A 26,438-nucleotide genomic window follows, 5' to 3' on the forward strand; every position below is an offset into this window, starting at 1 on the left:
GCATGCCGCACGACATCGACCTCGCCGTCGAGGATGAGCGCTGGGAGACCGCGATTCCCGGCCTCGAAGCCCTCGTGATCCGCGCCGTCGAGGCGGGGCTCGCCATGGCCCCCGAGATGCCGGATGGCCCCGTCGAGGTCAGCGTCCTGCTGACCGACGACGCCGCCGTTCAGGAGCTGAACAAGACGTGGCGTGGCAAGGACAAGCCCACCAACGTCCTGTCGTTCCCGGCCGCGCCGCAGCCGCGGCATGCGCAGGTCGCGACGCCGCTGGGTGACGTGGTCCTTGCGTACGAGACCCTGGTGCGCGAGAGTGCGGAGCAGTCGAAGCCGCTCCAGAATCACCTCGCCCACCTCCTCGTCCATGGCACCCTGCATTGTCTCGGTCAGGACCACGAGATCGGCGAGGCCGAGGCTGATGCCATGGAAGCCCTCGAAGTCGCGGCCCTCGCGACCCTTGGCATCCCGGATCCCTATGCCTGAGCGCGCGACGCCCGAGCGACCCCAGACCCGAGAGACATGAGCAACGATCGAAGTCGCGGCGCGGCCCTGGCCGCGCCCAGTTCCACCGAGGGTGAATCCCAGCATCGGGAGCCCTGGTACGACCGCCTGCTTCAGGCGCTCCACCTCAAGCCGCGCGATTCGCTGCGCGAGGGCCTCGAGGAGGCGCTGGCCGAGCCGGATGCCGGCGAGAGCGGATTATCCCCGCTCGAGCGCGTGATGCTCAAGAACGTGCTGGGCCTGCACAAGGTGCGGGTGGACGACGTGATGATCCCCCGGGCCGACATCGTGGCCGTCTCCGATGAGACCAACCTGGGCGACCTGCTCAAGCTGTTCCGCACCGCGGGCCATTCCCGCCTGCCGGTCTACGGCGAGACGCTCGACGATCCCCGCGGCATGGTCCACATCCGCGATCTCGTGGACCATATTGCCGCTAAGGCCGAGCCGACCCGGCGCAGCGTCCCGGCGGCCAAGCTCGCGGAGCCCGCTGCCGATGGGACGGCCGATGGCGTGGCCGCGCCGCGGGTCCGGCGCCCGGCACCGCGGCTTCCGCGTAGCCTCGACCTCGGGAAGGTCGATCTGACCACGACCCTGGCGGCGGCGCGTATCCAGCGCCCAGTCCTGTTCGTTCCGCCCTCCATGCCGGCGATCGACCTGCTGGTGCGGATGCAGGCGACCCGCACCCACATGGCGCTGGTGATCGACGAGTATGGCGGCACCGATGGGCTGATCTCCATCGAGGATCTGATCGAAGTCGTGGTCGGCGACATCGAGGACGAGCACGATGTCGCGGAGGCCAGTTACGTCCAGAGGGTCGATGGCGAGGGCGAGGTGTTCGTGGCCGACGCGCGCACGCCGCTGGCCGAGGTGTCTGAGGCGACCGGCGTCGATCTGGCGGCGGCGGTCGGCGAGATGGCCGAGGAGATCGACACGCTGGGCGGCATGATCGTGACCCTGGCGGGCCGCGTCCCGTCGCGTGGCGAGCTGATCGCCGGGCCCGGCGACCTCGAATTCGAAGTGCTCGACGCGGATCCCCGCCGCCTGAAGCGGCTGCGCTTCCACAAGGGTGCGGCGCGGATCAGCAGCGTCGTGCCGCTCGCCCTGCCCCCGCCCGCGAACCCCAATCCACCGGCTGCCGAGACGTCCCACCCGTGACGGTCCCGGCGTGACGGGCATGGTGGAGGGGTACGCCCGGGCTTCCGCGGCGCCGGGTGCGCCGATGCTTGGCCGGGCGCCAAGTTTCGTACGGGGCATTGCGGGCCTGACCGGCTGGCGCCGCCTCGGCCTGGCGTGGCTCGCGGGGGCGCTCGGCGCCCTGGCGATGCCGCCCTACGGCATCCTGCCGGCCCTGATCGTCTCCCTGACCGTCGCGGTCTGGCTCATGGACGGCGCGGCCGCGGACCGCCCTGCCCTGCGGCGGCTCTGGCCGTGCTTCCTGATCGGCTGGGCCTGGGGCTTCGGCTATCTCACGGCCGGCCTGTGGTGGCTGGGTCAGGCCTTCCTGGTCGAGGCCGACGAATTCCTCTGGGCGCTGCCCCTCGGCGTGATCGGCCTGCCCTTCGGGCTCGGCCTGTTCTACGGGGCGGGTTTCGGGGCCGCTGGCCTGCTCTGGCGCCGCGGACCGGCGCGGATCGCCGCCCTCGCCGTCGGGGTCGGGGCCGCGGAGTGGTTGCGCGGCCACCTGTTCACGGGCTTCCCGTGGAACACCCTCGGCATGGCGCTGGCCCAGAACCTCTGGCTGGTGCAATGGGCGGCCGAGATCGGCCTCTACGGCCTCACTGTGCTGGCGATCCTGATCTGCGCAGCCCCCGCGACGCTCGCCACCGGATCGCACCCGCGCAGCCGGTTCGGGCCGAGCGCGGCCGCCGCGATCGTCCTCGCCGGCATGGCCCTGTTCGGCGCCGAGCGCCTGGGACCGCCCGATCCCGTGGTGGCGGGCGTGCGCCTGCGCCTCGTCCAGCCGAACCTGCCGCAGGACGCCAAGTTCAGGCCCGAGAACCGCGCCGACATCGTCGACCGCTACATCGAGCTGAGCCAGCGCCCGGTCGAGGCCGGCGACCCTGAGCCGACCCATATCGTCTGGCCGGAATCGGCCTTCCCGTTCCTGATCCAGCGCGATCCCGATGCGCTGGCCAAGGTGGCGGCCGGTCTCAAGCCCGGGCAGCACCTCGTCACCGGCGCGGCCCGGGCCGAGGAGCCGCTGCCGGGCGAGCGCCTGCGCTACTTCAACGCCATCCTGGTGATCGGGCCGGACGGCGTGATTTCCGACAGCTACGACAAGGTCCACCTCGTCCCGTTCGGCGAGTACCTGCCCGGGCCCCTCGACGCCGCCCTGCGGGCGCTGGGCCTGCGCCAGTTCGTGGCGGTGCCCGGCGGCTTCTCGGCGGGTACGCTGGCGGCGCAGAGAATCCTGGCGGTGCCCGGCCTTCCGCCGGTGGCGGCGACGATCTGCTACGAGGCGATCTTTCCGGGTGCGATCCTGCCGGCGGGTCATGCCGCGCCGTCGGCCCGCCCTGCCGGGCTGATCCTGAACGTCACCAACGACGCGTGGTTCGGCGACACGCCGGGGCCGCGCCAGCACCTCGCCCAGGCGCGCCTGCGCGCCGTCGAGGAGGGGCTGCCAATGGTGCGCGACGCCAATACCGGCATCTCCGCGGTGATCGACCCGCACGGTCGCATCGTCGCGCAGACCCCCCTCGACAAGGAAACGTGGCTCGATGCCGACCTGCCGGCGCGCATCGTCGGCGGGACCCTCTATGGCCGGTTCGGCGATGGGGCCTTCGTGCTGATGCTGGCAGCTTGCCTCATCGGTGCCGTGACCGGACGGCGGATATGAGCGTGGAACCCGCCGGATCGCGCCGGATCCTCCTCGCCCTCGCGCTGATGCTGGTCGCGTTCAACCTGCGGCCAGCGTTGAGCACGGTCGGCCCCCTTCTGGCGACGATCCGGGACGAGACCGGCCTCGGCGCGGGCGGGGCCGCGATCCTCACGACCCTGCCGGTCCTGTGCCTCGGCATCGCCTGCGCCCTGGCGGCCCCTTTGATCCGGCGGATCGGGGCCGATCTCGCGGTGCTCGCGGGCACCACCATCCTGGCGGCCGGGCTGGCGCTGCGTGGCCTCGGGGGCTTGGTCCCACTCTTTGCCGGGACGGCGCTCGCCGCCATCGGCATCGGCCTCGACAACGTGCTGCTGCCCGCCCTGGTCAAGCGCGACTTCGCCGGCAGCGGCGGCCTGATGACCGGGCTCTACACCATGACACTCTGCCTCGGGGCCGCGGCGGGGGCGGGTGCATCGGTGCCGGTCGAGCACGTCCTCGGGGGCGGATGGCCGTCCGCCCTGGCGATCTGGGCGCTGCCTGCGCTCGTCGCCGGCCTCGTCTGGATCCCGTTCGCCCGTCGGCCGAGCCCGCGGTCGGCGCCCTCGGCCGGGCGGCTGCTGCGCAACCCCCTCGCGTGGTGGGTGACGGGCTTCATGGGCCTGCAATCCTCCCTCGCCTACATCCTGTTCGGCTGGTTGCCGCTGCTGCTGCAGGGGCGTGGTCTGTCGCCGCTGGATGCCGGCCTGTTCGCCTCGCTGACGACCCTGGTCCAGGCGCCCGGAGCCCTGATCACCGCCACGCTGGCCGCCCGCGCCCGCGACCAGCGCGCCTGGATCGTCGTGATCCCAGGCCTGACCGCAGCCGCCTTCCTGGTGCTGGCCTTCGGGGCCGACTCCCTGCGCGTCCCGGCCGCCTGCGTGTTGGGATTCGGGATCGGCGGCTGTTTCGGCCTCGGGCTCACCCTGATCGTGCTCCGCGCGGCGGATGCGGCGAGCGCTGCCGGCCTGTCCGCCATGGCGCAGGGCATCGGCTATGCAGGCGCGTGCCTCGGCCCGCTGGTATTCGGGCTCGCCCATGAGGCCACCGGAGGATGGGGTATTCCCGGCACCCTGTTCGCAGGCATCGCCGCCGCCGCGATCCTGATCGGCCTCGCGGCGGGCCGCGACCGGAAGGTCAGCGCGGCGGAACCGGAGACCCGCGGCCCGGTCGCTCAGCCCTTGAGCGCGCTCCAGCCCTCGAACCCGGCCAGCGGTTCCTGATCGTAGCGCAGCATCAGCTCTTCCAACGCCTCGGCATCCGAAAGGCGTTCGGACTTGGCGAGGTCGGCCAAGCCCTCGAAGAAACCCTCGCGGGCGAGCGCCGGTGTGAAGCTCAGGGTGAGCCGGACCGGCTGGTCGCTGCGGTTGGCGAAGGCGTGCGGTGTGCCCGGCCGGACCAGCGCGAAGTCACCGGGTCCCAGATCGAGATCCGCCCCGTCCAGGTGCAGGGCGAGGGTGCCCGCCTCCACCGCGAAGGTCTCAGTCAGCCGTGCGTGCCGGTGCAGCCCGGCGCCCGGCGTGCGGGGGTCCAATTCCAGCCGATAGATCCCGAGGACGTCCGCCGTCGCATCGCTGCGTGCAAGGTAGGTGACGCGTACCCCGCCGAACACCACGTCGGGTTTCGCGTCCTGATGGATTAGCGCTGCCATCGCATCCTCCCCATGCTCGAGACTCAAGCCTGCCGAGACCCGCATCATGCGAGCACAGGCTGGCCGTCACGATGCTCCGAGAAACTTAGGCGCAGAAATCTCGCGTTGTAATTGTCGGCAAGACAATAAACCGTTATGGTCGTTTCCGGGTTCAATATACTGATCGAAAGATCAAGCGCTGAAGCTCGGCCTACATCGGGCGAGTCTGTTCATTCGCTGTTTCTTCGAAGGTTGGCATTCTGCAGCTGCATGACTGCTGGTGTCTTGCGCCTGGGACGCCCTTGACTGAACGCACGACGCACGCACGTTAACGCGGATTCCTCTAGCAAGCGCCGGCCGCTGGGCGGCATCCGCGTCGGGTGATCAGCATGGCACGCATCGATAGGTCAGGACGTCAACTTGTCTCCGCCGCGTTGGTGGCGCTCGGTCTGGGCACGATGGGGGCAGAGGCGCGCGGGTTCGGTGGCGGCTTCCACGCGGGCGCGGTGGGGCCGCGGGTCGGGGCCTGGGGGCGGCCGCTCGGACCCGTCCGGCCCGGCATCGCACCCGGCGGGGGCTTCGCCCGCCCCGGCTTTTTCGGACGGCCTCCCTACGCCCATCATCATCACTGGCACCGTGGCTATTGGAGCTACGGCTACGGATTGGGCGGTTTCGGGCTGGGCCTGGGCCTCGGCGGCCTGTTCGGGGCCTATGGCGATCCCTGGTATGACGCCGATTACGTCTACATGCCACCGATCTACGTGGCGCCGGTAGAGGTCCCCGTCGAGACGCAGACGGAGGTGGTGACGGACGATCCGGCCGCCATCGCGGCCTGTGCGCGGCGCTTCAGGACCTACGATCCGCGGACGCAGACCTACATCGGCAAGGGTTACGTGCGGCGCCACTGTCCCTGAGGCGGCGCGCGCGTGGGCTTGCCCTCGCCCGACGGTTCATCGCTGCCTCGCCCAGCAAAAAGGCCCCGCGAGCGGGTGCTCGCGGGGCCTTCCGTCGTCAGGTGTTGAGGGGACTTATTCCGCAGCGACCCGGTGGGCCTGCGAGCCGTCCGTGTAGGTCTCGGTCTGCAGGCGCTTGCCCGGGGCGGCGCGGCCCGGCAGCGGCGGCAAAGCCTTGGCCTTCTCCAGATCGATGCCCGCACCCTCGGCGACGCGGCGGCCGTAATCCTCGTCGGCGTGCCAGAAGTGCCAGACCATCCGCAGCTGGATCGGCTCCGGGCACTGCTTCATGTCGGCCACGAGGTTGGCGATCAGGTCGTCCCGCTCCCAATCCGCGAACGAACGGTAGCGCACGCCAGCCTGGGTGTAGTCGTCCTCGGTGCGCGAAGTCTGGTAGCGGCCGAGGTTACCCTGGACCGGCTGGTGGTAGTCCTTGGCAGGCTTCGGGGCCTCGCGCAGACCCTCAGCCAGGGTCGAGGGCTCGTAGTTGATGTGCTTGTTCGGGCCGGTGCCGTCGACCGTGTAGGCCATCTGACCGTCGCGCTGGTTCGAGTAGACCTTCACGCCGGGCTGCGGCGCGTTGATCGGCAGCTGGAGGTAGTTGGCGCCGACGCGGTAGCGCTGCGTGTCCGAGTAGGACAGCGTCCGCCCCTGGAGCATCTTGTCGTCCGAGAAGTCGATGCCGTCGACCAGCACGCCGGTGCCGAAGGCCGACTGCTCGACCTCAGCGAAGAAGTTGTCGGGCACGCGGTCGAGCACCATCCGGCCGCAGGGCAGAAGCGGGAACTGGTCCACCGGCCACAGCTTCGTGTCGTCCAGCGGGTCGAACGACAGGTGGTCGTTCGGGCCGTCCGGCATGATCTGAACGGCGAACTCCCACTCCGGGAAATTGCCGGCCTTGATGTTGTCGTACAGGTCGCGGGTCGCGTGGCCGACATCCTTGGCCTGGATCTCGGACGCTTGGCTCGAGGTCAGGTTCCGGACGCCCTGCTTCGGGATCCAGTGGAACTTGCAGAGCACCGCCTCACCCTGGTCGTTGACCAGCTTGTAGGTGTTGACGCCCGAGCCTTCCATCTCGCGGTAATTGGCCGGGATGCCCCAGGGCGACTTGAGGTGCGTCACCATGTGGATCGACTCGGGGTGCTGGGCCACGAAGTCGAAGAAGCGCCATGCCTCCTGGCGGTTCGTCACCGGGTCCGGCTTGAACGCGTGGATCATGTCGGGGAACTTGATCGCGTCGCGGATGAAGAAGACCTTGAGGTTGTTGCCCACGAGGTCCCAGTTGCCGTCGACGGTCTTGAACTTGACCGCGAAGCCGCGCGGATCGCGCTCGGTCTCCGGGCTCTCCTTGGCGCCGGCGACGGTCGAGAAGCGCACGAACATCGGCGTCTTCACGCCGGTCTCGTTCAGGACGCGGGCGCGGGTGTACTTGGAGGCCGGCTCATCGCCGATCTTGCCGTAGGCCTCGAACCAGCCATGGGCGCCGGCGCCGCGGGCGTGGACAACGCGCTCCGGGATCCGCTCGCGATCGAAATGCGTGATCTTCTCGATGAACTGGTAGTTCTCGAGCGTCGCGGGGCCGCGCTCACCGACCGTGCGGGTGCTCTGGTTGTCGCGGACCGGATGGCCCTGGCGGGTGGTCAGGATCGGGCGTTGATCGCTCATGCGTACCGTCTCTCCGTTCTGCGAAGGCCCTCGGCAGACACCGGGGTCAACCTGGAACCGTTCTGGTGAAAGGTTATGACCCCGGCATGACCCCGAGGCAAATGCATCGTCACAAACGTCGTGATAGACGCTGCCTATGAACCTCTCGGGCCTCTCGCTGCGCGATCTCGAATACGTCGTCGCCGTTGCCGACGAAGGGCACTTCGGGCGGGCCGCCGACCGGTGCAACATCAGCCAGCCGACGCTCAGCGTGCAGGTCCGCAAACTGGAAACCGCGCTGGGCCTCGTGTTGTTCGAGCGCTCGAACCGCCGCGTCCTGCTGACCGAGGCCGGTCAGGTGATCGTGCGGCAGGCCCGGGTGATCCTGGGGGAGGCGCAGCGCCTGCTGACGCTCGCCAGCGAGGGGCGCGGCTCGCCGCTGACCGGGCGCCTGATCCTCGCGGCGATCCAGACGCTCGGCCCCTATTTCTTCCCACTGGTGCTGCGGCCGCTGCGCGAGGAATATCCTCTGCTGACGCTCTCGCTGCAGGAATCCCGGACCGCCGACATCGTGGAGGGCCTTCGGGATGGCCGGATCGACGCGGCCCTGGTCTCGCTGCCGGTGCCTCAGCATGCGCTGACCGCGGCGCCCCTGTTCATCGAGCCGTTCTGGCTCGCCTGCCCGGCCGAGCACGCCCTCGCCCGCGGCGGCGCCCTCTCGGCCACCGAGATCGCCGGGCCGGACCTCCTGCTCCTCGACGAGGGCAATTGCCTGCGCGATCAGGCGATCGCGGCCTGCGGTGCCGGATCCTCGGTCGGCCGCCACGCCACGAGCCTGGAGACCCTGCGCTCGATGGTGGCGGCCGGGGCCGGCTACACGCTGCTCCCCGCCCTCGCGGTGCCGGCTGGGCCAGACCCGAGCGGGCTGACCGTGACGCGGGCCTTCGATGTCGACGGCCCGGGCCGGACCATCGCCCTCGCCTGGCGCACCAGCGATCCCCGTGCCTCCGGCCTGTCGCGCCTTGCGGCCTTCTTCCGGGCGCATGCGCCGCCGGGAACTGCGGCCTGCCGCGACGGAACTGCACTGGCCTCCGAGCCCTGATATTTGCGCGGGGCCGCCCTGCCGAATCTTTGCCGTGACAGGGCCAATATTCCCGTGTAGCGCGCGGCCGAAGCCCGATTTTCCCCGCGGGCACCTCCGCCCGCGAACGCCTTGCCCTCCTTGCGCACCCTCGGCCTCTGGGCCGCCCTTGCCGCCGTCTCCGTGGCCATCTCGTATGGCCTGGTGCGCGCGCAGTTCCCGGCGGCGCTGCTGCTCGGGCCGATGATCGCGGCGATCGCGTTCGGCGTCGGCGGGTCGCGCCTCCACGTGCCGCGATCGGCCTTCCAGGCCTCGCAGGCGATGATCGGCTGCCTCGTGGCCCATGCCGTCACCGGACAGATCGCCCAGACCCTGCTGGAGGACGGCCCGCTCATCGTCGCCGTCGTGCTGGTGACCGTGGCGGTCAGCGGTGTCGTCGGCTGGGTCCTTACCCGCCTGCGGGTGCTGCCGGGGACGACCGCCGCCTGGGGCTCCTCGCCGGGCGGGGCCTCCGCCATGGTGGCGATGGCCGAGGATTTTGGCGCGGATCCGCGGCTCGTGGCCTTCATGCAGTACGTGCGCGTCGCCGCGGTCGTGTTCTCGGCCTCGCTCGCCGCCCGGTTCCTGATGGCGAACCCGGCCGCCGCGGGCACCGCCGGTGGCGCCGAGTCTATCGAGCCCCTCTCCCTCCTGGCGACCCTGGCGGTGGCGGTGATCGGCGCCGGCGTGGCCCTCGCCCTGCGGGTGCCGGCGGGCGCCCAGGTCGGCCCGATGGTGCTGGGCAGCCTCCTCCACGCCACCGGCCTCGTCCGGATGGCCCTGCCGGTGCCGCTCCTTGAACTCGCCTATGCCTGTATCGGCATCTATGTCGGCCTGCGCTTCACCCGCGAGACCCTGCGCCTGACCGTCGCGGCGCTGCCGGGCATCCTGGTGGCGACCTTCTCGGTGATCGCCCTCTGCGCCGCCTGGGGCTGGGGCCTGACCCTGCTGCTGCCCATCGATCTGCTGACCGCGGTGCTTGCCACGAGCCCCGGCGGGCTCGATTCGGTGGCGATCATCGCGGTCGGCTCGAAGGCCGATGTGTCCTTCGTGCTGGCGGTCCAGACTTTGCGCCTGTTCGTGGTGCTGCTGACCGGCCCGCTGCTGGCCAAGTGGATCAGCCGGTCCGTGCCCGAAGGGGCGGCCTGATGAACGCCCTGGTCCTCGCCTTCCTCAATTCCTGGCGCGGCCTGCGCCACGGCGCGCGCACCGAGCGGGCCGTCCGGCAGGAACTGGTTCTGCTGGTGGTCGGCGTGCCGGTCGCGCTGCTGCTCGGCGCGACCCTGTGGGTGCGCGTGGCGCTGATGGTGAGCCTGCTGCTGATGCTGGCCGCCGAGTTCCTCAACACGGCCGTCGAGAAGCTCTGCGACCACGTCCATCCGAGCCACCACCCGATGATCGGCCGGGTGAAGGACCTCGCCTCGGCGGGGACGTTCATGGCGCAGGTGGCGGCGCTGCTGGTGTGGGTGGCAGCGTTGGTCGAACGGCTGGGGTGACCCGACCGCGATGTAACCGCGTTTCGGCAATCGCCTGTCCCTGGCAACGATTCAGAATCTTTGCCATCTTCCCTGACGCGGGAGGCGGTTCGAGATGGCGAGCGTGAACATATCGTTGTCGGAAACGATGAAGGACTGGGTCGACGCCCAGGCCGCGAGCGGCCGCTTCAACAGCGCCGGCGATTACGTCCGCGACTTGATTCGCCAAGATCAGGAGCGGAGCGACGGTCTCGCGCAGGTCCAGGCGTTGATCGCCGAGGGGTTCGACAGCGGCATCAGCGCATCGTCGCTGGACGATGTCCTGGCCGAGGCCCGGGAGCGCTCGCGGTCTGCCCGGCGTCCGTGACAATCCGGACGACGCGGCGGGCGAACCTGGATCTCATCGAGATCTACATGTCCGGCGCCGTCAAGTTCGGAAACGCGCATGCCGAACACTACTACGCTGGACTGAAGACCCTGTTGGCCCTGCTCGAAGAAAGGCCGCAGATGGCCCGTCTTCGCGATGAATTTGTCAGGCCGGTGCGGCTGTATCCCTATCGCGCGCATGTCGTCGCCTACATCGAGCAGGCGGACGGCATCCTGATCGTTCGCGTGCTACACGGCCGTCAGAACTGGGCGCGGCATCTGACCTGAACAGGGGCGCCGCTCGCATCTCGCGGCGCAAGGGTCTATCTGGCGGCCACCGCCTTCGCACACCCGCCGAGACACCACCCCGTGACGGACTACATCCGCAAGATCCTCACCGCCCGCGTCTACGACGTGGCGATCGAGAGCCCGCTCGATCCAATGCCGCGCCTGACCCAGCGGCTCGGCCGCCCGGTGCTGCTCAAGCGCGAGGATCTCCAGCCGGTCTTCTCGTTCAAGCTGCGCGGCGCCTACAACAAGATGTCGGGCCTGAGCCCGGACCAGATCGCCCGCGGTGTGGTCTGCGCCTCGGCGGGCAACCATGCCCAGGGCGTTGCGCTCGCCGCCGCCAAGCTCGGGGCGCGGGCCGTGATCGTGATGCCGCGCACCACGCCGTCGATCAAGGTCGATGCCTGCCGGGCCCGCGGGGCCGAGGTGGTGCTGCACGGCGACGCCTTCGACGAGGCGCTGGCGCAAGCCAAGATCCTGGAAGCCGAGCAGGGCCTGACCTTTCTGCACCCGTTCGACGATCCCGACGTGATCGCCGGCCAGGGCACGATCGGCAAGGAGATCCTGGAGCAGCATACCGGCCCGATCGAGGCGATCTTCGTGCCCGTCGGGGGCGGCGGCCTCGCCGCTGGGATCGCCACCTTCGTGAAGTACCTGCGGCCCGGCACCAAGGTGATCGGCGTCGAGCCGGAGGATGCCGCCTGCATGGCCGCGGCGCTCGCCGCCGGTACCCGCGTCAGCCTGCCCTCCGTCGGCCTGTTCGCCGACGGCGTCGCCGTGCGGCAGGCCGGCGAGGAGACCTTCCGGCTCTGCCGCGAGCACCTTGACGAGGTCATCACCGTCGACACCGACGCGATGTGCGCGGCCGTGAAGGATATCTTCGACGATACCCGGGCGGTCTCCGAACCCTCCGGCGCCCTGAGTCTCGCCGGTGCCAAGCTCTATGCCGAGCGCGAGGGCGGCACCGGCACGCTGATCGCGATCTCGTCGGGGGCCAATCTCAACTTCGACCGCCTGCGCCACATCGCCGAGCGGGCCGAGATCGGCGAGCAGCGGGAGGTCCTGATCGGCGTGACCATTCCGGAGCGACCGGGCGCCTACCGGGCCTTCATCAACGCCCTGGGCCCGCGCGCCATCACCGAGTTCAACTACCGCCATGCCCCGGGGAGCGAGGCGCAGATCTTCGTCGGCATCAACGTCACCGGCGGCAAGCGCGAGAAGCAGGCGCTGATTGGCACCCTGCGCGAGGCCGGCTACCGCGTCCTCGACATGAGTGACAATGAGATGGCCAAGGTCCACGTCCGCTACATGGTGGGCGGCCGGGCGGTCGGCGTCCCGCATGAGCGGCTGTTCCGATTCCAGTTCCCGGAACGGCCCGGCGCTCTGATGAAGTTCCTCGACGCGCTGGGGCCGGACTTCGACATCACGCTGTTCCACTACCGCAACCACGGGGCCGATTACGGCCGCGTGCTTGCCGGCATCGCGGTCCCCCCGGCCGAGCGGGCCAGGTTCGACGCGGTCATCGAGGCGCTGGGCTATCCGGCCACCGACGAGACCGAGAACCCGGCCTATCGCCTGTTCCTCGACGGCGAGATTGCCGGGGCGGCGTGAGCCCCGGATCCGTTTACTCCGTCGCCTCTTCCACCGACCTCACGTCTGGCATGGCACGCAGCTTCTCGGCGATCGCCGCGACGCTCGTATGCGACAGACGCACGAAGGTGACGGTCACATCATCGAAGTCCGGGTTCGCGCTGGGGCGGACCGTGAAGCTTCGAACCCGGGAGGCGCGCTCGCCTGTCGCTGTCTGGAGGGTGTCGATCGACAGCGTGCCCGTGCGCGCCGTCAACCGCAGCGTCCGCACGCGCATCCGATCGCGCCAGCGTTCCTCGAACGGCTTAACCCCGGCCAGGATGCCCACGATGAGCGCCGTCGCGGCGACGGCCGGCACGTAGAGGCCGCTGCCGATCGCGAGGCCGATCGCCGCCACGCCCCAGAGGCTCGCCGCTGTGGTCAGGCCCTTCACGACCTCGCCGCGCAGCAGAATCGTGCCCGCGCCCAGGAATCCGATCCCCGACACGACCTGGGCGGCGATCCGGGAGGGATCGAGCACGACATGCTCGGTACCCAGCACATCGCTGAACCCGAAGGCCGAGACCAGCATGATCAGGCACGAGCCGACGCAGACCAGCATGTGGGTCCGCAGGCCCGCCGCCCAGAGCAGGCGTTCGCGCTCCAGGCCGATCACGCTGCCGAACAGGGCGGCCAGCGCCAGTCGCACCACCATCTCGCCGTTGCCGATCACGCTCACCTCCGATCTCGCGCATCGCGTGGGAGCGGCAGATTCTGAACGCTCATGAGCCGGCTTATCAACTCACGCCGAGCGCGGCCTTCTCGACCTCGTAGGCGGCTCGCACGGCAACCGGCCCGTAGGTCCGTTCCAGGCGCCGCACCGTGAAATGGGCCCGCGCCGTCGCCTGGAAGTGGTTCATGAAGGCGGTGTTGACCGCAGCACCCCCGAACGCCCCGAGGATCGGCACCGCCTGCGCGGCGACCTTCTGCGACACGACGAGGCCGAAGCGGGCCGCAATCTGCGCGGTGAACCGGATCAGCGCGGGCGCCGACTGGTCGAGGAGGGTCTTGCTGCCGGCATAGCGTGCAGCTTCCGCCAAGGTCTTGGCCAGGGCCGCGCGGACCGCAAAATAGCCGCTCTCGGTGAGCGCCGAACCGGCCTCCGTGGCGGCGGCCGCCCGGCCACCCAGCGCGAAGACCTGCACGCAGGCGAGCGCGCCCTCGGGCGTCTCCAGATCCTCGCCCTCCTCGCGGGCGATCTCGGCGATCGAGCGCAGCATCAGCGTCGTCGAGACCGGCAGTTCGACCGCCAGGGTCGAGAGGCCGAACGCGCCGCCCAGGGCGCCGGAGAGCGCGGCAAACGCCTTGTGCTTGGTATCGCCCGAGCCGAGGATCCGCGCAATTCGGCTCTCGGCCTTCACGGCGGCCGCGCCGATGCCGCCGCCCTCCGCCGGCGCGACTTCCTTGCGCGGCAGGGTCGCCAGCGCGACCCGCAGCGCCGTCCGCATAGCCACCTCGGTGCTCCGGCTCACCGCCTCTGTGACCGGGGCGGGCAGCGAGCGCCCGATGATGTCCAAAGGTGCCCCTGCGGCCGAGGAGAGGCGGGCGGCGAGGCTCGGCCGCTCCAGGGTCTGCACGGCCCTGCGCAGGGCGGCGAGGTCCGCGTCGCTCAGCATCGTCTCGCGGGCCACCGTTGGCAGCGTCGTGTCGGCGCGGGTGATGTCGGTCGTGGTCATCCAAGGATCCCTGGATCTATTCCTGTTACGCAGCCCCCGGGGCGCGCGCCGTGGAAGGAAGTTCCGCGCCCGTCGAGCGGTTCCCCGCGGTGTTCGTTGCCTGCGCCGGCGCCGCTTCGGCGGCCGGTTGACCGTTGCGACGGCCCACGGCGAGGCACAGCGCAAGCACCGGAATGCCGACCAGCGATGTCAAAACGAAGAACGCCGGATAGCCGATCGCCGCCACGATGAAACCCGAGGCGCCGGCGATCAGCTTGCCGGGCAAGGCGTAGAGGGAGGAGAAGAGGGCATATTGCGTCGCCGCGTAGGCCGGGCTGGTGAGGCTCGACATGTAAGCGATGAGCACGATGCCCGCGAAGGAACCGCAGAAGTTCTCGATCGAGATGGCGACCGTCAGGCGCCAGATCTCGGGCGCGCCGGCCGACAGCCATGCGAAGGCGAGGTGCGAGGCGGCGGCGAGGAACGCGCCGAGCAGCAGCGTCGGGAACAGCCCGAGCCGGGCAAGCGCCCAACCCCCCGCGAAGCCGCCCGCGATGCCGACCCAGATGCCGTAGAGCTTGGTGACGGTGGCGATCTCCTTCAGGTCGAAGCCGAGGGTCCGGTAGAGCGGGCTCGCCATCACGCCGGACAGGAAGTCGGGCAGCCGATAGAGTGCGACGAGCACGAGGATGCCCCAGAGCGCGCCCCCGAAACGGCCGTGCAGCTCGGTCAGCGGCTCCGACACCGCGCGGCGGATCGACCAGAGCCGCGAGCGTCCGGCCGTCGCGATCACCGCCGGGCGGGCGCTGTCGAAGGCGGGCGCCAGCAGCGCGGCCACCATCCCGACCAGCATGAGCGCGGCCATGATCAGGTAAGCGAGCGTCCAACCCCCGGCTGCGGCAATGAACAGCGCGCCGGCGCCGGCCGCGATGAGGCCGAGGCGGTAGCCGAGGTTCGATGTCGCCGCCAGAATGCCCTGGAAGTCGCTGCCGGCGGCGTCGATGCGCCACCCGTCGATCACCACGTCCTGGCTGGCGGCGCAGAACGCCATCAAGAAGGCGCCGAGGCCAAGCAGCGCGAGATTCGTCTTCGGGTCCGAGAAGGCCATCAGGATCAGGCACAGGGCGACGGCGGCCTGCGTCGTGACCATCCAGGCCCGGCGGCGTCCGAGACGCCGACCGAGCACCGGAACGTTGATACGATCGATGGCGGGCGCCCAGAGGAACTTCAGCGAATAGGGCAGCGCCACATAGCTGAACAGCCCGATGGCACGCACGTCGATGTCCGAGAAGGCGAGTCGGAGCGTGAAGGTCCCCAGCACCAGCAGCAGCGGCAATCCGGAAGAGAAGCCGAGGGCGAGCATCAGGACGATGCGCCGGTCCTCCACGATGTCGCGGAGCCGGAAGCGGCGCATCGCCTGTGGCTGGTTGCCCATCGCATGGAACTCCTGAGCCGTCCTGGCCTTGATCCGGCGAAATCGTGGCAACCTTGCGCCGCCTAGGGTCTCGCTGGATTGTGAAGCTGTTCGCCCCAATTTGATCGAACCTTGCTTAACGCACTATCCACGCCCCGTGGATCGCGGCGTGGAGGAGGCGCCGACGGATAGACGCGTAGCATCGCAGAGTATGGAATCATGCGTTGAGTGCCCGATCCGAGCCTGCTCCACCCCCGGCTATGCTGGTCGACGCCTTCGCGCGCAGCCCGTCGCCGATGGTGATTACCGATGCGCGCGCCCCCGACAACCCGGTCGCCTGGGCCAACGCGGCCTTCCTGCAGTCCACCGGTTACGGTGTCGACGAGGTCGTCGGGCGTAATTGCCGCATGCTGCAGGGCCCGGCTACCGACCGGGCGACCGTCGAGCGGATCCGCACCGCCATCCAAGCGGCCGAGCCGATCTCGGTCGAGCTGTTGAATTACCGGAAGGACGGCACGGCCTTCTGGAACGCGATGACCATCACGCCGGTGAGCGACGCGGACGGCGTGGCCTTCTACTACGCGGCCCAAGCGGACATGACCCATGTCCACCAGTTCGAAGTGACCCTGCGCGGCACCAACGACGAGCTCGAACGCCTCGTCGATGCCCGGACCCAGGCCCTGACTGCCGCGCTGGAGCAGAAGACCGCGCTGCTGCACGAGGTCGATCACCGGGTGAAGAACAACCTCCAGGTGATCTCCTCACTGATGCTGCTAAAGGCGCGCCGGACCCCCGAGGGTGAGGCGCGCGACGCGCTTCAGAGCATGGCCGAGCGCATCGGCGCGCTGTCCACGGCACACCGGCTGCTCTACTCGGAGGGTGACTGCGCGCATTTCAACCTCGGCGAGTTCGCGTCCGAGTTCCTGGCTGACATGAATGCCGGCCTCGATCCGGAGCGGCGTCGCGTCGAGGCCGACGTGGAGCCGATCGCGGTGGCGGCCGCGATGGCGGCGCCGCTGGCGCTGCTCATCCACGAGCTGACCGCGAACGCCCTGCGCCACGCCTTCCCCGACGAGCGGGAGGGGCGGGTCTCGATCGCGGCCCGGCGGAATGCGAGCGGGATGCATCTGACGATCCGGGACGATGGAGTTGGTCTCGCGGGGGCGTCGCCCAATCCGGCGGGCTTCGGGCGCAATCTGGTCGAGATGGTGGTGCGTCAGATGCGCGGGACCATAGTCTGGACCGACGCAGCGCCGGGCACGAATGTCGAGATCGATATTCCGCTGCAGACCGCGTCTTGAGAATTTTAAACGGACGTTCCACGCTCGCGGACGGGTGGGCGATTGACCTGCCGGAGGACGAAGCGCGCATGGGGACCGGGAACGCCGCCGCGGACATGGCCCTGCGCATCCTCGTGGTCGAGGACGAGGCGCTGATCGCCCTCGAACTCGAGTGCCTTCTGGACGATCTCGGGCATGTGACGGTCGGCGTCGCCGGCAACGCGGCCGAGGCCATCGCGTTGGGGCGTTCGACGGCGCCCGATGTCGCCCTAGTCGACGTCCACTTGGTGGATGGTCCGACCGGGATCGAGGTCGCCCGCGCGCTCTCGGAGGATCAGCGCATCACCGTGGTGTTCATGACCGCCAACGCCAAGCGCATCCCCCGGGATTTCGCCGGCGCCATCGGCGTCATCGCCAAGCCCTACTCCGAGCGGGTTGTGGCCAGTACCCTCGATTACGTCGCCGACCGCCGCGCCGGCCGCGGCCAGCCGGTTTGCCCCGATGGATTCGTGCCCGCGCCGGGGTGAGTTTCCCGACATCCTCAGCGGACCGTAATCCGTTCCGCGCGGGCTGGAACGAGGTCCCGTATGGGGGAACCCGACGTCAGGGGAACCGCGTGACCTGCGAGGGTCGGGCCCTCCTTCTACCCCGTTGCTTCGCGCTCCCGACGCTCTTCGGGCATCATCCGCCCCCGCAGAGGGGGTGCCTGCTTGCCCGGCTTCTCACCCCCGTCCCGCCCGTTGGCGCTTCAGCCGGTAGAGCGCATCCAGCGCCTCGCGGGGCGTCAGTGCGTCGGGATCGATGGCGTCGAGCAACGCGCCCAGGGGATCCTCGGGTGGCGGCTCGGGCGGCGGTGGCGGCGCCAGGGCCGCGAAGAGCGGCAGGTCGTCGATCCGCGCGCGCGCCGGGCGGCCGCGCTCCGCCTTCTCCAGGCTCTTGAGGATTGACCCGGCCCGCGCCACGACACTGCCGGGCAGCCCGGCCAGCCGCGCCACCTGCAGCCCGTAGCTGCGCTCGGCGATGCCGGGCACCACCTCGTGCAGGAAGACGACGCCGTCCCGATGCTCGGCCACCTTGAGGGTGGCGTTCTCCAAACGGGCGAGGCGGTCGCCGAGCGCGGTCAGCTCGTGGAAATGCGTGGCGAACAGGGCCCGGCAGGCATTCACCTCGTGGAGATGTTCCAGGCAGGCCCAGGCGATCGAGAGGCCATCGAAGGTCGCGGTGCCGCGGCCGATCTCGTCTAGGATCACCAGGGAGCGGCGGGTCGCCTGGTTCAGGATCGCTGCGGTCTCGACCATTTCGACCATGAAGGTCGATTGCCCGCGGGCGAGGTCGTCGGCGGCACCGACGCGGGAGAACAGCCGGTCGATCCGGCCGATCCGCGCTTCCGCGGCCGGCACGAAGGCACCCATCTGGGCAAGCACCGCGATCAGCGCATTCTGGCGGAGGAAGGTCGATTTGCCGCCCATGTTGGGTCCGGTGATCAGCCGGATCCGCCCCCGCGTGTCGCCGGATAGGTCGCAATCGTTGGCGATGAAGGGCTCGCCCGCTCGGCGGAGCGCCGCCTCGACCACCGGATGGCGGCCGCCCACCACGACGAAGCTCAATGAGTCGTCCACCACCGGCCGGCGCCAGTCGAGCTCGACGGCTAGTTCGGCGTGGCTCGCCGCGACATCGAGGCCGGCCAGGGCTTCGGCCACCTCGGCGATCGTCTCGGCCCCGGCGAGGATACGGGCGGTCAGATCGTCGAACACCGCCGCCTCAAGGGCCAGCGCCCGGTCGGCAGCCCCCGAAATCTTGGATTCCAGCGCGCCTAGCTCGACGCTGGTGAAGCGCATGGCGTCCACCATCGTCTGGCGATGGACGAACTCGCTCTGCAGCCCCTTGAGGCAGGCCTCGCCGATCGATTGCGGGACCTCGATGAAATAGCCCAGCAGGTTGTTGTGCTTGATGCGCAGGGTCCGGCAGCCGGTCTGCTCCGCGTAGCGGGCCTGGAGGGCTGCGATCACCTTGCGGGAATCCTGCCCGAGGATCCGGGCCTCGTCGATCTCCGGGTGATAACCCGGGCGCACGAAGCCGCCGTCGCGCCGGCTGAGCGGCAGCTCGTCGGCGAGCGCCGCCGTCAGGGTCGCGATCAGGTCGGCATCGACCTGCTCCAGATGACCGGCGAGGCGGACGAGGTCCTCCGGCAGATCGGGTACGGCGGACAGGCGCGCTTCGAGGTCCGCCGCTGCGGCGAGCCCGTCCCGAATGGCGGCGAGATCCCGCGGCCCGGCGCGGCCCAGCCCGGTGCGCGACAGGGCGCGGGCGAGGTCGGGCGCCCGGGCCAGCGCGTCGCGCAGGCCGGCACGCAGAGGGCCGTTCTCGACGAGATGCGCCACCGCTTCGTGCCGTCGGGCGATGGCTTCGAGGTTGGTCAAAGGACCCGCGAGGTGCTCGGCGAGGAGCCGCGCGCCGTTGGCTGTCACGGTCCGGTCGATCGTGGCGAGCAGGCTCCCCGTCCGCTCTCCCGAAAGGGTGCGGGTGAGTTCGAGGTTGGCGCGGGTGGCCGCGTCGATGGCCAGCGTCGCCCCCGGATCCTCCCGGGTCGGGATCGCCAGAGGCGGCCGGGCGGCGAGCTGGGTGCGCGCGATGTAGAGGAGCGCCGCCCCGGCGGCCGCGATCTCGGCCCGGGTGAACTGGCCGAAGCCGTCCAGCGTCGAGACACCGTACTGCTCACGCAGGCGCCGCTCGGCCGCCGCCGGCTCCAGCTCCGCCTGCGCCAGGGGCACGATGGCCGCCCGGCTCTCCTGCCAGATCCGCGTCAGCGCCGGGTCGGCGTGGATCGCCTCGGACAGCACGATCTCCCGGGGATCGTGGCGGGCGATCGCGCCCGCGAGATCGCCGGCCGGAACCTCGCTCAAGGAGAAGCGGCCGGTGGAGATGTCGACCGCCGCCAGCCCGTAGGCGACCGCCCCCTCCCCCGTCTTCCGGCGCCCGATCGCGAGGAGCAGATTGGCCCGGGCCGGATCGAGGAGCCGGTCTTCCGTGATTGTGCCCGGCGTGACGAGGCGCACGACCTCCCGGCGCACCACCGATTTCGGGCCACGCTTTTTCGCCTCGGCTGGATCCTCGGTCTGCTCGCACACGGCGACGCGATGGCCGAGGGCGATGAGGCGGTTCAAGTAATCGTCGGAGCGCTCGACCGGCACGCCGCACATCGGGATCTCGCTCCCGGCGTGCTTGCCGCGCTTGGTCAGGACGATGCCGAGCGCCCGGGATGCGATCTCAGCATCCGCGAAGAACAGCTCGTAGAAGTCGCCCATCCGGTAGAACAGCAGGCAGTCCGGGTTGGCGGCCTTGATCTCGATGTACTGCGCCATCATGGGCGTGGCGCCCACCGGATCGAGGCCGGGGGCGGGCGTGATGTCGGCGGCGGGGCGGACGGCGGTAAGGGCCATGCCGCCTCTTAGCAGAGCGCGGCGCACGAATCAGGCCGCGGACACCGTCGCGGCTGGGGAGAAGCTGCCGCAGCGGTGGATGAGCCCGGGCCGGGGGCAGGCCGGCCCGGGACGCCTTCAGTAGCGCGGGCCGTTCGTCGTGTTGCCGAGGTTCTGCTGGTGGCCCTGCAGGGCGGGGTTCTTCGCATTCGGGTTTCCGTGCCGCCGGGTGTTGTGCCGGCGCATCCGGCGCTCGTGGCGGCCATAGCCGTGCCGATGCATGCAGTGTTGGCGATGGTGCATCGTGACGGTCTCGACCATGCCGTCGCCGGCCAAGCCGGTCTGCGGCATCGCGGGGACAGCCTGGGCGGCGGTCGTACCGATCACGAGGCCCCCGGCGATCAAGCCCGCGGTCAGGAAGGTGCGAAAAGACATTGTCGGAAAACTCCGGTCTGCTCTGATGAATAACCCTCCAAAGATTTTGGTGATCGGTAAGTTCCTGAATTGCGCCAATGTTTCGGAGACTTATTTTATCGTGGCTCCGGATTAAAAGAACACTCAGTCTCGACAGGGGCTATTCTGGCTTGAGCGATGTGCAGAGACTGAAAAGCGAAACGCGTCGTCGTGCGTGATTCACCGGCGTGGAGACAAGATCCGCCCGGGCATCTCAGGCGAGGAATTCGAGGAGATCGGCATTCACCGCGTCCGGCTCCTCATGCGCGAGCCAGTGGGTGGCGCGGTCATACCAGCGGATCCGGCCGTCGTCGCAGAGATCGAGGCTCGCCTCGGCTAAGCCAGCTTGGAGGGCGGTATCCTGCCGGCCCCAGAGGACCAGGGCAGGCACCCGGACCCGGGGCGGCGTCGCCCGGGGCAACCGCACAAGCGCCCGATACCAGTTCACCATCGCGATCATCGCGCCCGGCTGCGACCAGCTCTCGACGTAGCGGTCGAGATCGGCGGCCGCGAAGGCCCCCGGCCGGCTGGTGCTGATGAGCGCCCGCCGCAAGGCCCGGCCTCGATCAGCGGTGAGCAGACGCTCGGGCAGGCCTGGGAGCTGAAACAGCCCGACATAGTAGCTGCGCAGCATCTGGCCGGGATGGTGTCGCATATACGCCCCGACGATGCCGGGATGCGGCGCGTTCAGGATCGCCAGCCGGTCGATCCGCTCCGGATGCCGGCTCGCCACCCACCACGCGACGAGACCGCCCCAATCATGGCCCACCAGCCGAACCGTCGGAAAGCCGCAGGCGTCGGCGAGTGCGACCACGTCGTCGGCCAGCCGATCCAAGTGATAGGCGGCGATCCCGCGCGGCTTGTCGCTGAGGCCGTAGCCGCGCTGGTCCGGTACGACGACGCGCAAGCCGGCCGCGGCGAGCGGACCGATCTGATGGCGCCACCCGTACCAGAATTCCGGGAACCCGTGCAGCAGGATGGTCGGCAACCCCGCCTCGGGGCCCGCCTCAGCGACGTGCAGACTGAGGTTCGGCAACCCGATCCGGCGAAAGCTCACACCTGCGACATCCATGGGCTTTCGCGCTCCTTGATCCGGACAGGTGCCCGGGGTCCCGTCAGAAGCCCAGGGTGGCGCAGGTGCCGCTCTCCGGCGAGAGCTGGTCGCGCAGACGGTCGGGTGAGGTCCGGGTCCAGAGGCAGAGCAGGACGAAGGCCGCCCCCTGCAGCAGGCCGGTCGTTGGAGCAGATGAGTGCGTGGCGGGTCGGGACATGGCGTCGAACTCTGAAGACGATCCTGCAGATGAGATCGGCGCCGCGTCCCAGGGGTTACAGGTATGCGGGGCGCCCGGGTGCGCTGCCGCACGCGGACAGGTTACCGCAGGGGATCGAGCCAGCGATCCAGTTTGCCCGCCTCGAGATTTGAGCGGGCCTCCCGGTAGCCAAGCTCGGCCGACTCCCGGAAACGCGACCAAGCCCGGAGGTCGATGCCGGAAAGCTGGGGCTTCAGCACCGCAGTCGCATGGGTGGCCGCCATCAGGCTCTGGGCGTCGCTCGACACGGTTGCGGCGCGCAGCAGCAGCGGTGCAAGTCCCGGCATCGCCAGGGGCGAGCCGATCAGCTTGCGCATGAGGCGGCCTGTCCAGCCGCGGCGGGGCATGTCCTGGAACGCCCGGTCGCTGCCGACATCCACGGCGAGGACTGGGCCGCGTTCAAGCTCGGCCGCCACGTCGGCCGGAAGGTTGTTCATCATGCCGCCATCGACCAGCACCCCTTCGTCGCAGAGTACCGGCGGCAGCAGGCCCGGGATGGCGATGCTGGCGCGCAGGGCCTGCGCCAGATCGCCCGAGCGGTGGACCATCGTGTCGCCCGTGGTGAGATTCGAGGAGACGCAGAAGAAGGGCAGCCACAGATCCTCGATGCGCGCCCCCCCGTAGCGCGCCGCGAGGCCGGCATCGACCTTGGCGCCCCGGGTCAGGGCGTGGAGCGGCAGCGTGTAATCGTTGATCGGGTTGTCGGTGGCGAAGAACGCCTCGGTCTGCTCCTGAATCTCGGCCAGGCTCCAATCCATGGCCAGGCTCGCCGCGATGATGGCCCCCATGCTGGTACCGCCTACGAAGTCCGGCGCGCAGGACACCTCGTCGAGGGCTCGCAGGACACCCAGATGGGCGAGCCCCCGGGCGCCGCCGCCGCCGAGCACGAGCCCCCGGCCGGCACCGCTGGCGAGCCGCGCGAGCCGCTGAAGATCCGCCGGGCGGCCGTCGCGGAGCTGGATCCGCAGCGCAACGGGCAAAGCGGCGACGGCCGGATGCAGCGGTTTCGGGCGCTTCGCCCCGGGATCCTGACGGATGACGAGGTCCATGCGGATCCAGTCAGAGCGCACCCGCTCCAGATACTCCGCCGCCCCCGGCCGCGGCGCCGCGCCGGGCTCGGCGAGCAGCAGGACATGGTCGCCCCGGCGCTGGCTCTGCCGGCACCACGGGCAATCGATCTCGCGGGCTGCGAAGATCGTACGCGCGTGCCGGCCCTCATAGGCCTGGAACCAAGCCTCATCGGCCGTGTCGGGCCAATCGGTCAGGCAGCCGGTTTCGCCAGGCAGGACCGTGTCGAACGCACCCGCGAGCTTCCGCGCGAAACCCTCCGTGTCGGGCCCGTCCGTCACCGCCAGGATCGTGAAGTTCCGCGGGGCATGATGCACCGAGTAGCCCTCGTAGAGGGTGCGCAGGCGGTCCGCGAGCATCCTGGCGAGGTAGAGGAGCGTGTGCGGGTGCTCGGCGATCACCGTCTCGAAGGCGTCGCGGGTGAGCTGCAGCAGGTGGGCGTCGCGCAGGGCGATCACCGTGGCTGCCCGGGGCGCATCGGACAGGAGCGCCATCTCGCCGAAGATCTCGGGCGGCCGCAGGCGTGCGATCCGGGTCGGCCTCCCGTTGTGATCCCGCGCCGCGACACCGACGACGCCGGAGACCAGCGTGTAGAGCGCGTCCCCCGGCGCGCCCTGCTCGAACAGGATCTTGCCGGCCGGTACCGCCACCGGCACCATGCGGGCGCGCACGGCCTCGATGGCGGCCGGGTCGAGCCCGGCCAGGAACGGGATTTCGGGCGCACTCACGCCTTCACCACCGTATCGATGGGCGTGGGCCTCGCTGTCGTCGGGCATCGCCGCATCATTCGGGGCTCTCTCGTCATTCGGTTTCCGCCCAACATAGCGCCGCCAATCGGCCCGACCGCCTCCGTGACCGCACGCCGTTTCTGAAACGCCGGTGCCTTCGCGCGGCGGTCGCCATCCGATACAGCCGGTCGGGACAGAAACCGGGAGGAGCGCATGTCGGTGGCGGGTCGAATCGCGATCGTGACCGGGGCGGGGACGGGGGTCGGTCGGGCTGCAGCCGTCGCGCTCGCCGGCGCCGGGTGGCGCGTGGTCCTGTCCGGACGACGTCCGGCCCCGCTCGAAGAGGTGGCGGCCGAGATCGGAAATGACCGGTCGCTCGTGGTGCCCACCGACGTCACCGACCCGGATTCGATCGCCAACCTGTTCGCCCGCACGCGGGATGCGTTCGGCCGTCTCGACCTGCTGTTCAACAATGCCGGTATCGGCGCGCCGGCCGTACCCCTGGAAGACTTGCCCCTCGAGACGTGGCGGCAGGTGATCGATACCAACCTGACCGCTCTGTTCCTGTGCACGCAGCACGCCTTCCGGATCATGCGCGATCAGGACCCGCGGGGCGGACGGATCATCAACAATGGCTCGATCTCGGCGCATGCCCCGCGGCCGAACTCGATCGCCTACACGGCGACCAAGCACGCGGTCACCGGCCTCACCAAGGCGACTTCGCTCGACGGGCGTGCCTACGACATTGCCTGCGGGCAGATCGACATCGGCAACGCCGATACGCCGATGGGCGGCAAGATGAAGGCCGGCGTTCCCCAGGCGGATGGTTCGCTGCGCGCCGAAGCGGTGATGGATCCCGGCCATGTCGGCCAGGCGGTGCTGACGATGGCGAGCCTACCCCTCGAAGCCAACGTCCAGTTCATGACGATCATGGCGACCAAAATGCCGTTCGTCGGCCGCGGCTGAGCGGCGGCCGGTCTCCCGCGCCGCCGGCTGCGATTTCAGGTTCCGAAGGCGCGCTTCGATCATCGCTGTGCGTATGTCGGGTCCGTTGGCTCTGAGCCCGGCCCAACGCGATTGACGACCTGCGATATAACTCATACAAATCAACTAAGGAAGAACGGACGGGATCAAGCCCGCCTCGAAGCTGGGAGGGGTATTCTACCACTTCCGCGCAGACTTCGCGGCCATACCGCAAACATGGGCCGTGCGCGTTCAAGACGTTCCAATCCACTGGCGAGTGATTCGTATGCCACCTTCGTGAAATGGCGGTGATCATCAGCGCTCGCCACGATGGTGTCCGGACAGAAGACGAACGTCGATGCGGCCTTAACTATAAAACTGGGAATTCCAGGTTCAGCGCCGGCTGTGGTGACAGCTTCAACCGTCGGCACTACAGAGGAATGGGGGAGTCATGATCGCCAGGCAGATGTTACGCAAGTTGATCCTCGGGGCCGCGCTCCTGAGCGCCGCCGCCGTGCCGTCGGCGTGGGCGGCTGGGGGCGATCCAATCGGGGTGGCAATGCCGACGAAGTCGTCGCAGCGCTGGATCGATGACGGCAATAACATCGTGAAGCTTCTCCAGGCCAAGGGCTACAAGCCGGACCTGCAATACGCCGACGACGATATTCCGACGCAGCTCGCGCAGATCGAGAACATGCTCACGAAGGGCGTGAAGGTGCTGGTGGTTGCATCGATCGACGGGACGACCCTCGGTGATGTGCTGTCGAAGGCTGCCGAGAGGGACGTCAAAGTCATCGCTTACGATCGCCTGATCAAGGGGACGCCAAACGTCGACTATTACGCGACCTTCGATAACTACAAGGTCGGGGTGCAGCAGGCGACTTCGATCGTCGACGCGCTGGGTCTCAAGGACGGCAAGGGGCCGTTCAACATCGAGCTGTTCGGCGGCTCGCCCGACGACAATAACGCATACTTTTTCTACGACGGCGCCATGTCGGTGCTGAAGCCGTATATCGACGCCAAGAAGCTCGTGGTTCGCTCCGGCCAGTTCGGCATGGACAAGGTCTCGACCCTGCGTTGGGACCCGGCGACCGCCCAGGCCCGGATGGATAACCTGCTCTCGGCCTATTACGGCAATGCCCATCTCGACGCGGTGCTTTCGCCCTACGACGGCATCTCCACGGCCATCATCTCGTCGGTGAAGAGCGTCGGCTATGGCTCCGGCAATCTGAAGCTGCCTGTCATCAGCGGTCAGGACGCCGAGCTGCAATCGGTCAAGTCGATCATCGCGGGCGAGCAGACCGCGACGATCTTCAAGGACACCCGCGAGCTCGCGAAGGTCACGGTGGCGATGATCGACGCGATCGAGTCCGGCAAGCAGCCGGAGGTCAACGACACCAAGACCTACAACAACGGCAAGAAGGTCGTGCCGTCCTACCTGCTGTCGCCGGTCATCGTCACCAAGGACAACTGGAAGCCGGTCCTCGTGGACTCGGGCTACTACACCCTCGACCAGCTGAAGTGAGCGTCGCGGGGCCGGCTGCCGGCCCCTTCGATCCCGCGCCGGCTTTCCGGCGGCGCGGGCCCATCCGAAGCGCCCTCCGCCGACCGTGATGTGGGTTCGGCTGAGCGCGCATGGAACCAAGGACTTCGCGGCGTTCCCGATCGCCCTGCGGTGGGACACGACGT

Annotated in this window: 25 protein-coding genes; 15 read left to right on the forward strand and 10 right to left on the reverse strand. The window is 69.5% G+C overall.

Translation table 11 applies throughout. The features are described from left to right. Positions 1-2: 2 nt before the first annotated feature. Genes ybeY through BLQ49_RS03360 form a run of 4 tightly spaced genes read left to right on the forward strand, consistent with a single transcriptional unit; the run spans position 3 to position 4,577 of the window. Positions 3-482: an rRNA maturation RNase YbeY gene (gene ybeY / locus BLQ49_RS03345; protein ID WP_091713302.1), complete on the forward strand. Its 480-nt coding sequence runs from the start codon at positions 3-5 to the stop codon at positions 480-482. Between the two features lie 36 nt (positions 483-518). After that, positions 519-1,655: a hemolysin family protein gene (locus BLQ49_RS03350; protein ID WP_091713303.1), complete on the forward strand. Its 1,137-nt coding sequence runs from the start codon at positions 519-521 to the stop codon at positions 1,653-1,655. Between the two features lie 19 nt (positions 1,656-1,674). Continuing rightward, the gene (gene lnt / locus BLQ49_RS03355; RefSeq protein WP_425283970.1) at positions 1,675-3,336 is read left to right on the forward strand and encodes an apolipoprotein N-acyltransferase; all 1,662 of its coding nucleotides are present in this window, start codon (positions 1,675-1,677) and stop codon (positions 3,334-3,336) included. Further along, a complete protein-coding gene (locus BLQ49_RS03360) occupies positions 3,333-4,577 on the forward strand; it encodes an MFS transporter (protein ID WP_091713307.1) in 1,245 nt (414 codons plus the stop codon). The genes lnt and BLQ49_RS03360 overlap by 4 nt, the downstream gene beginning before the upstream one ends. Here BLQ49_RS03360 and BLQ49_RS03365 read toward each other — a convergent pair. Then, entirely contained in the window at positions 4,529-5,005 is a 477-nt protein-coding gene (locus BLQ49_RS03365; RefSeq protein ID WP_091713883.1) for a cupin domain-containing protein, read from the reverse strand. The two genes, BLQ49_RS03360 and BLQ49_RS03365, sit on opposite strands and share 49 nt — an antisense overlap. Positions 5,006-5,373: 368 nt before the next feature. Between BLQ49_RS03365 and BLQ49_RS03370 the strand changes: the two genes are divergently transcribed. Further along, positions 5,374-5,898, forward strand: a complete 525-nt coding sequence (locus tag BLQ49_RS03370; RefSeq protein WP_091713309.1) for a BA14K family protein — start codon at positions 5,374-5,376, stop codon at positions 5,896-5,898. Between the two features lie 114 nt (positions 5,899-6,012). Here the strand turns inward: BLQ49_RS03370 and BLQ49_RS03375 are convergent, their stop codons facing one another. Beyond that, positions 6,013-7,602 carry a catalase gene (locus BLQ49_RS03375; protein WP_091713311.1) on the reverse strand — a complete coding sequence of 530 codons (1,590 nt, stop codon included), beginning with the start codon at positions 7,600-7,602 and terminating at the stop codon, positions 6,013-6,015. 136 nt (positions 7,603-7,738) lie between these two features. On the opposite strand from BLQ49_RS03375, the gene BLQ49_RS03380 reads away from it, so the two are divergent. The 6 genes from BLQ49_RS03380 to ilvA all read left to right on the forward strand — a co-directional run bounded on the left by BLQ49_RS03380 (position 7,739) and on the right by ilvA (position 12,441). Continuing rightward, positions 7,739-8,683 (forward strand): LysR substrate-binding domain-containing protein, encoded by a 945-nt coding sequence (locus BLQ49_RS03380; RefSeq protein ID WP_091713313.1) that lies wholly within the window; start codon positions 7,739-7,741, stop codon positions 8,681-8,683. A 111-nt stretch (positions 8,684-8,794) separates the two neighbouring features. Beyond that, positions 8,795-9,850: an AbrB family transcriptional regulator gene (locus BLQ49_RS03385; protein WP_091713314.1), complete on the forward strand. Its 1,056-nt coding sequence runs from the start codon at positions 8,795-8,797 to the stop codon at positions 9,848-9,850. After that, positions 9,850-10,197, forward strand: coding sequence for a diacylglycerol kinase (locus tag BLQ49_RS03390; protein WP_091713316.1), 348 nt, complete (start codon positions 9,850-9,852; stop codon positions 10,195-10,197). Before BLQ49_RS03385 ends, BLQ49_RS03390 begins: the two co-directional genes overlap by 1 nt. Positions 10,198-10,291: 94 nt before the next feature. Further along, complete coding sequence (locus tag BLQ49_RS03395; RefSeq protein WP_091713318.1) at positions 10,292-10,543, forward strand: type II toxin-antitoxin system ParD family antitoxin; 252 nt, start codon at positions 10,292-10,294, stop codon at positions 10,541-10,543. Beyond that, complete coding sequence (locus tag BLQ49_RS03400) at positions 10,540-10,830, forward strand: type II toxin-antitoxin system RelE/ParE family toxin (RefSeq protein ID WP_091713320.1); 291 nt, start codon at positions 10,540-10,542, stop codon at positions 10,828-10,830. Before BLQ49_RS03395 ends, BLQ49_RS03400 begins: the two co-directional genes overlap by 4 nt. Positions 10,831-10,911: 81 nt before the next feature. Next, a complete protein-coding gene (ilvA, locus tag BLQ49_RS03405; RefSeq protein WP_244507416.1) occupies positions 10,912-12,441 on the forward strand; it encodes a threonine ammonia-lyase, biosynthetic in 1,530 nt (509 codons plus the stop codon). 13 nt (positions 12,442-12,454) lie between these two features. Here ilvA and BLQ49_RS03410 read toward each other — a convergent pair whose 3' ends face one another. The 3 genes from BLQ49_RS03410 to BLQ49_RS03420 all read right to left on the reverse strand — a co-directional run bounded on the left by BLQ49_RS03410 (position 12,455) and on the right by BLQ49_RS03420 (position 15,549). Beyond that, positions 12,455-13,114, reverse strand: coding sequence for an MgtC/SapB family protein (locus BLQ49_RS03410; RefSeq protein ID WP_091713885.1), 660 nt, complete (start codon positions 13,112-13,114; stop codon positions 12,455-12,457). A gap of 82 nt (positions 13,115-13,196) precedes the next feature. Next, a complete protein-coding gene (locus BLQ49_RS03415) occupies positions 13,197-14,135 on the reverse strand; it encodes an EcsC family protein (RefSeq protein WP_091713323.1) in 939 nt (312 codons plus the stop codon). A 25-nt stretch (positions 14,136-14,160) separates the two neighbouring features. Further along, positions 14,161-15,549, reverse strand: coding sequence for an AmpG family muropeptide MFS transporter (locus tag BLQ49_RS03420; protein ID WP_091713325.1), 1,389 nt, complete (start codon positions 15,547-15,549; stop codon positions 14,161-14,163). A gap of 239 nt (positions 15,550-15,788) precedes the next feature. Between BLQ49_RS03420 and BLQ49_RS03425 the strand changes: the two genes are divergently transcribed. Further along, on the forward strand, positions 15,789-16,829 hold the full coding sequence (locus BLQ49_RS03425) for a histidine kinase dimerization/phosphoacceptor domain -containing protein (protein ID WP_091713326.1): 1,041 nt from the start codon (positions 15,789-15,791) through the stop codon (positions 16,827-16,829). 68 nt (positions 16,830-16,897) lie between these two features. Then, positions 16,898-17,335 (forward strand): response regulator, encoded by a 438-nt coding sequence (locus BLQ49_RS03430; protein WP_091713328.1) that lies wholly within the window; start codon positions 16,898-16,900, stop codon positions 17,333-17,335. 195 nt (positions 17,336-17,530) lie between these two features. Here BLQ49_RS03430 and mutS read toward each other — a convergent pair whose 3' ends face one another. The 5 genes from mutS to BLQ49_RS03450 all read right to left on the reverse strand — a co-directional run bounded on the left by mutS (position 17,531) and on the right by BLQ49_RS03450 (position 23,834). Beyond that, a complete protein-coding gene (gene mutS, locus BLQ49_RS03435; protein WP_091713329.1) occupies positions 17,531-20,248 on the reverse strand; it encodes a DNA mismatch repair protein MutS in 2,718 nt (905 codons plus the stop codon). A gap of 117 nt (positions 20,249-20,365) precedes the next feature. Beyond that, positions 20,366-20,662, reverse strand: coding sequence for a hypothetical protein (locus BLQ49_RS03440; RefSeq protein ID WP_091713331.1), 297 nt, complete (start codon positions 20,660-20,662; stop codon positions 20,366-20,368). Positions 20,663-20,894: 232 nt separating this feature from the next. After that, entirely contained in the window at positions 20,895-21,752 is an 858-nt protein-coding gene (locus tag BLQ49_RS03445; protein WP_091713332.1) for an alpha/beta fold hydrolase, read from the reverse strand. Between the two features lie 43 nt (positions 21,753-21,795). After that, positions 21,796-21,951 (reverse strand): hypothetical protein, encoded by a 156-nt coding sequence (locus BLQ49_RS29475; protein ID WP_167627614.1) that lies wholly within the window; start codon positions 21,949-21,951, stop codon positions 21,796-21,798. Between the two features lie 101 nt (positions 21,952-22,052). Next, positions 22,053-23,834 carry a patatin-like phospholipase family protein gene (locus BLQ49_RS03450; RefSeq protein ID WP_091713334.1) on the reverse strand — a complete coding sequence of 594 codons (1,782 nt, stop codon included), beginning with the start codon at positions 23,832-23,834 and terminating at the stop codon, positions 22,053-22,055. A gap of 165 nt (positions 23,835-23,999) precedes the next feature. Between BLQ49_RS03450 and BLQ49_RS03455 the strand changes: the two genes are divergently transcribed. Continuing rightward, complete coding sequence (locus BLQ49_RS03455) at positions 24,000-24,752, forward strand: SDR family oxidoreductase (RefSeq protein WP_091713335.1); 753 nt, start codon at positions 24,000-24,002, stop codon at positions 24,750-24,752. A 463-nt stretch (positions 24,753-25,215) separates the two neighbouring features. After that, positions 25,216-26,274 carry a multiple monosaccharide ABC transporter substrate-binding protein gene (gene chvE, locus BLQ49_RS03460; protein WP_244507442.1) on the forward strand — a complete coding sequence of 353 codons (1,059 nt, stop codon included), beginning with the start codon at positions 25,216-25,218 and terminating at the stop codon, positions 26,272-26,274. The last annotated feature ends 164 nt before the right edge of the window (positions 26,275-26,438 follow it).

It is taken from the genome of Methylobacterium phyllostachyos (assembly GCF_900103445.1).
GTDB lineage: Bacteria > Pseudomonadota > Alphaproteobacteria > Rhizobiales > Beijerinckiaceae > Methylobacterium > Methylobacterium phyllostachyos.

Coding starts and splice junctions, on each gene's coding strand:
- lnt (WP_425283970.1), top strand. CDS start 1,675: ATGGTGGAGGGGTACGCCCGGGCTTCCGCGGCGCCGGGTGCGCCGATG.
- BLQ49_RS03390 (WP_091713316.1), top strand. CDS start 9,850: ATGAACGCCCTGGTCCTCGCCTTCCTCAATTCCTGGCGCGGCCTGCGC.
- ybeY (WP_091713302.1), top strand. CDS start 3: ATGCCGCACGACATCGACCTCGCCGTCGAGGATGAGCGCTGGGAGACC.
- BLQ49_RS03450 (WP_091713334.1), bottom strand. CDS start 23,834: ATGCCCGACGACAGCGAGGCCCACGCCCATCGATACGGTGGTGAAGGC.
- BLQ49_RS03445 (WP_091713332.1), bottom strand. CDS start 21,752: ATGGATGTCGCAGGTGTGAGCTTTCGCCGGATCGGGTTGCCGAACCTC.
- BLQ49_RS03365 (WP_091713883.1), bottom strand. CDS start 5,005: ATGGCAGCGCTAATCCATCAGGACGCGAAACCCGACGTGGTGTTCGGC.
- BLQ49_RS03440 (WP_091713331.1), bottom strand. CDS start 20,662: ATGTCTTTTCGCACCTTCCTGACCGCGGGCTTGATCGCCGGGGGCCTC.
- mutS (WP_091713329.1), bottom strand. CDS start 20,248: ATGGCCCTTACCGCCGTCCGCCCCGCCGCCGACATCACGCCCGCCCCC.
- BLQ49_RS03415 (WP_091713323.1), bottom strand. CDS start 14,135: ATGACCACGACCGACATCACCCGCGCCGACACGACGCTGCCAACGGTG.
- BLQ49_RS03375 (WP_091713311.1), bottom strand. CDS start 7,602: ATGAGCGATCAACGCCCGATCCTGACCACCCGCCAGGGCCATCCGGTC.
- BLQ49_RS03350 (WP_091713303.1), top strand. CDS start 519: ATGAGCAACGATCGAAGTCGCGGCGCGGCCCTGGCCGCGCCCAGTTCC.
- BLQ49_RS03395 (WP_091713318.1), top strand. CDS start 10,292: ATGGCGAGCGTGAACATATCGTTGTCGGAAACGATGAAGGACTGGGTC.
- chvE (WP_244507442.1), top strand. CDS start 25,216: ATGTTACGCAAGTTGATCCTCGGGGCCGCGCTCCTGAGCGCCGCCGCC.
- BLQ49_RS03425 (WP_091713326.1), top strand. CDS start 15,789: ATGCTGGTCGACGCCTTCGCGCGCAGCCCGTCGCCGATGGTGATTACC.
- BLQ49_RS03430 (WP_091713328.1), top strand. CDS start 16,898: ATGGGGACCGGGAACGCCGCCGCGGACATGGCCCTGCGCATCCTCGTG.
- BLQ49_RS03410 (WP_091713885.1), bottom strand. CDS start 13,114: ATGGTGGTGCGACTGGCGCTGGCCGCCCTGTTCGGCAGCGTGATCGGC.
- BLQ49_RS03370 (WP_091713309.1), top strand. CDS start 5,374: ATGGCACGCATCGATAGGTCAGGACGTCAACTTGTCTCCGCCGCGTTG.
- BLQ49_RS29475 (WP_167627614.1), bottom strand. CDS start 21,951: ATGTCCCGACCCGCCACGCACTCATCTGCTCCAACGACCGGCCTGCTG.
- BLQ49_RS03360 (WP_091713307.1), top strand. CDS start 3,333: ATGAGCGTGGAACCCGCCGGATCGCGCCGGATCCTCCTCGCCCTCGCG.
- BLQ49_RS03455 (WP_091713335.1), top strand. CDS start 24,000: ATGTCGGTGGCGGGTCGAATCGCGATCGTGACCGGGGCGGGGACGGGG.
- BLQ49_RS03380 (WP_091713313.1), top strand. CDS start 7,739: ATGAACCTCTCGGGCCTCTCGCTGCGCGATCTCGAATACGTCGTCGCC.
- BLQ49_RS03420 (WP_091713325.1), bottom strand. CDS start 15,549: ATGGGCAACCAGCCACAGGCGATGCGCCGCTTCCGGCTCCGCGACATC.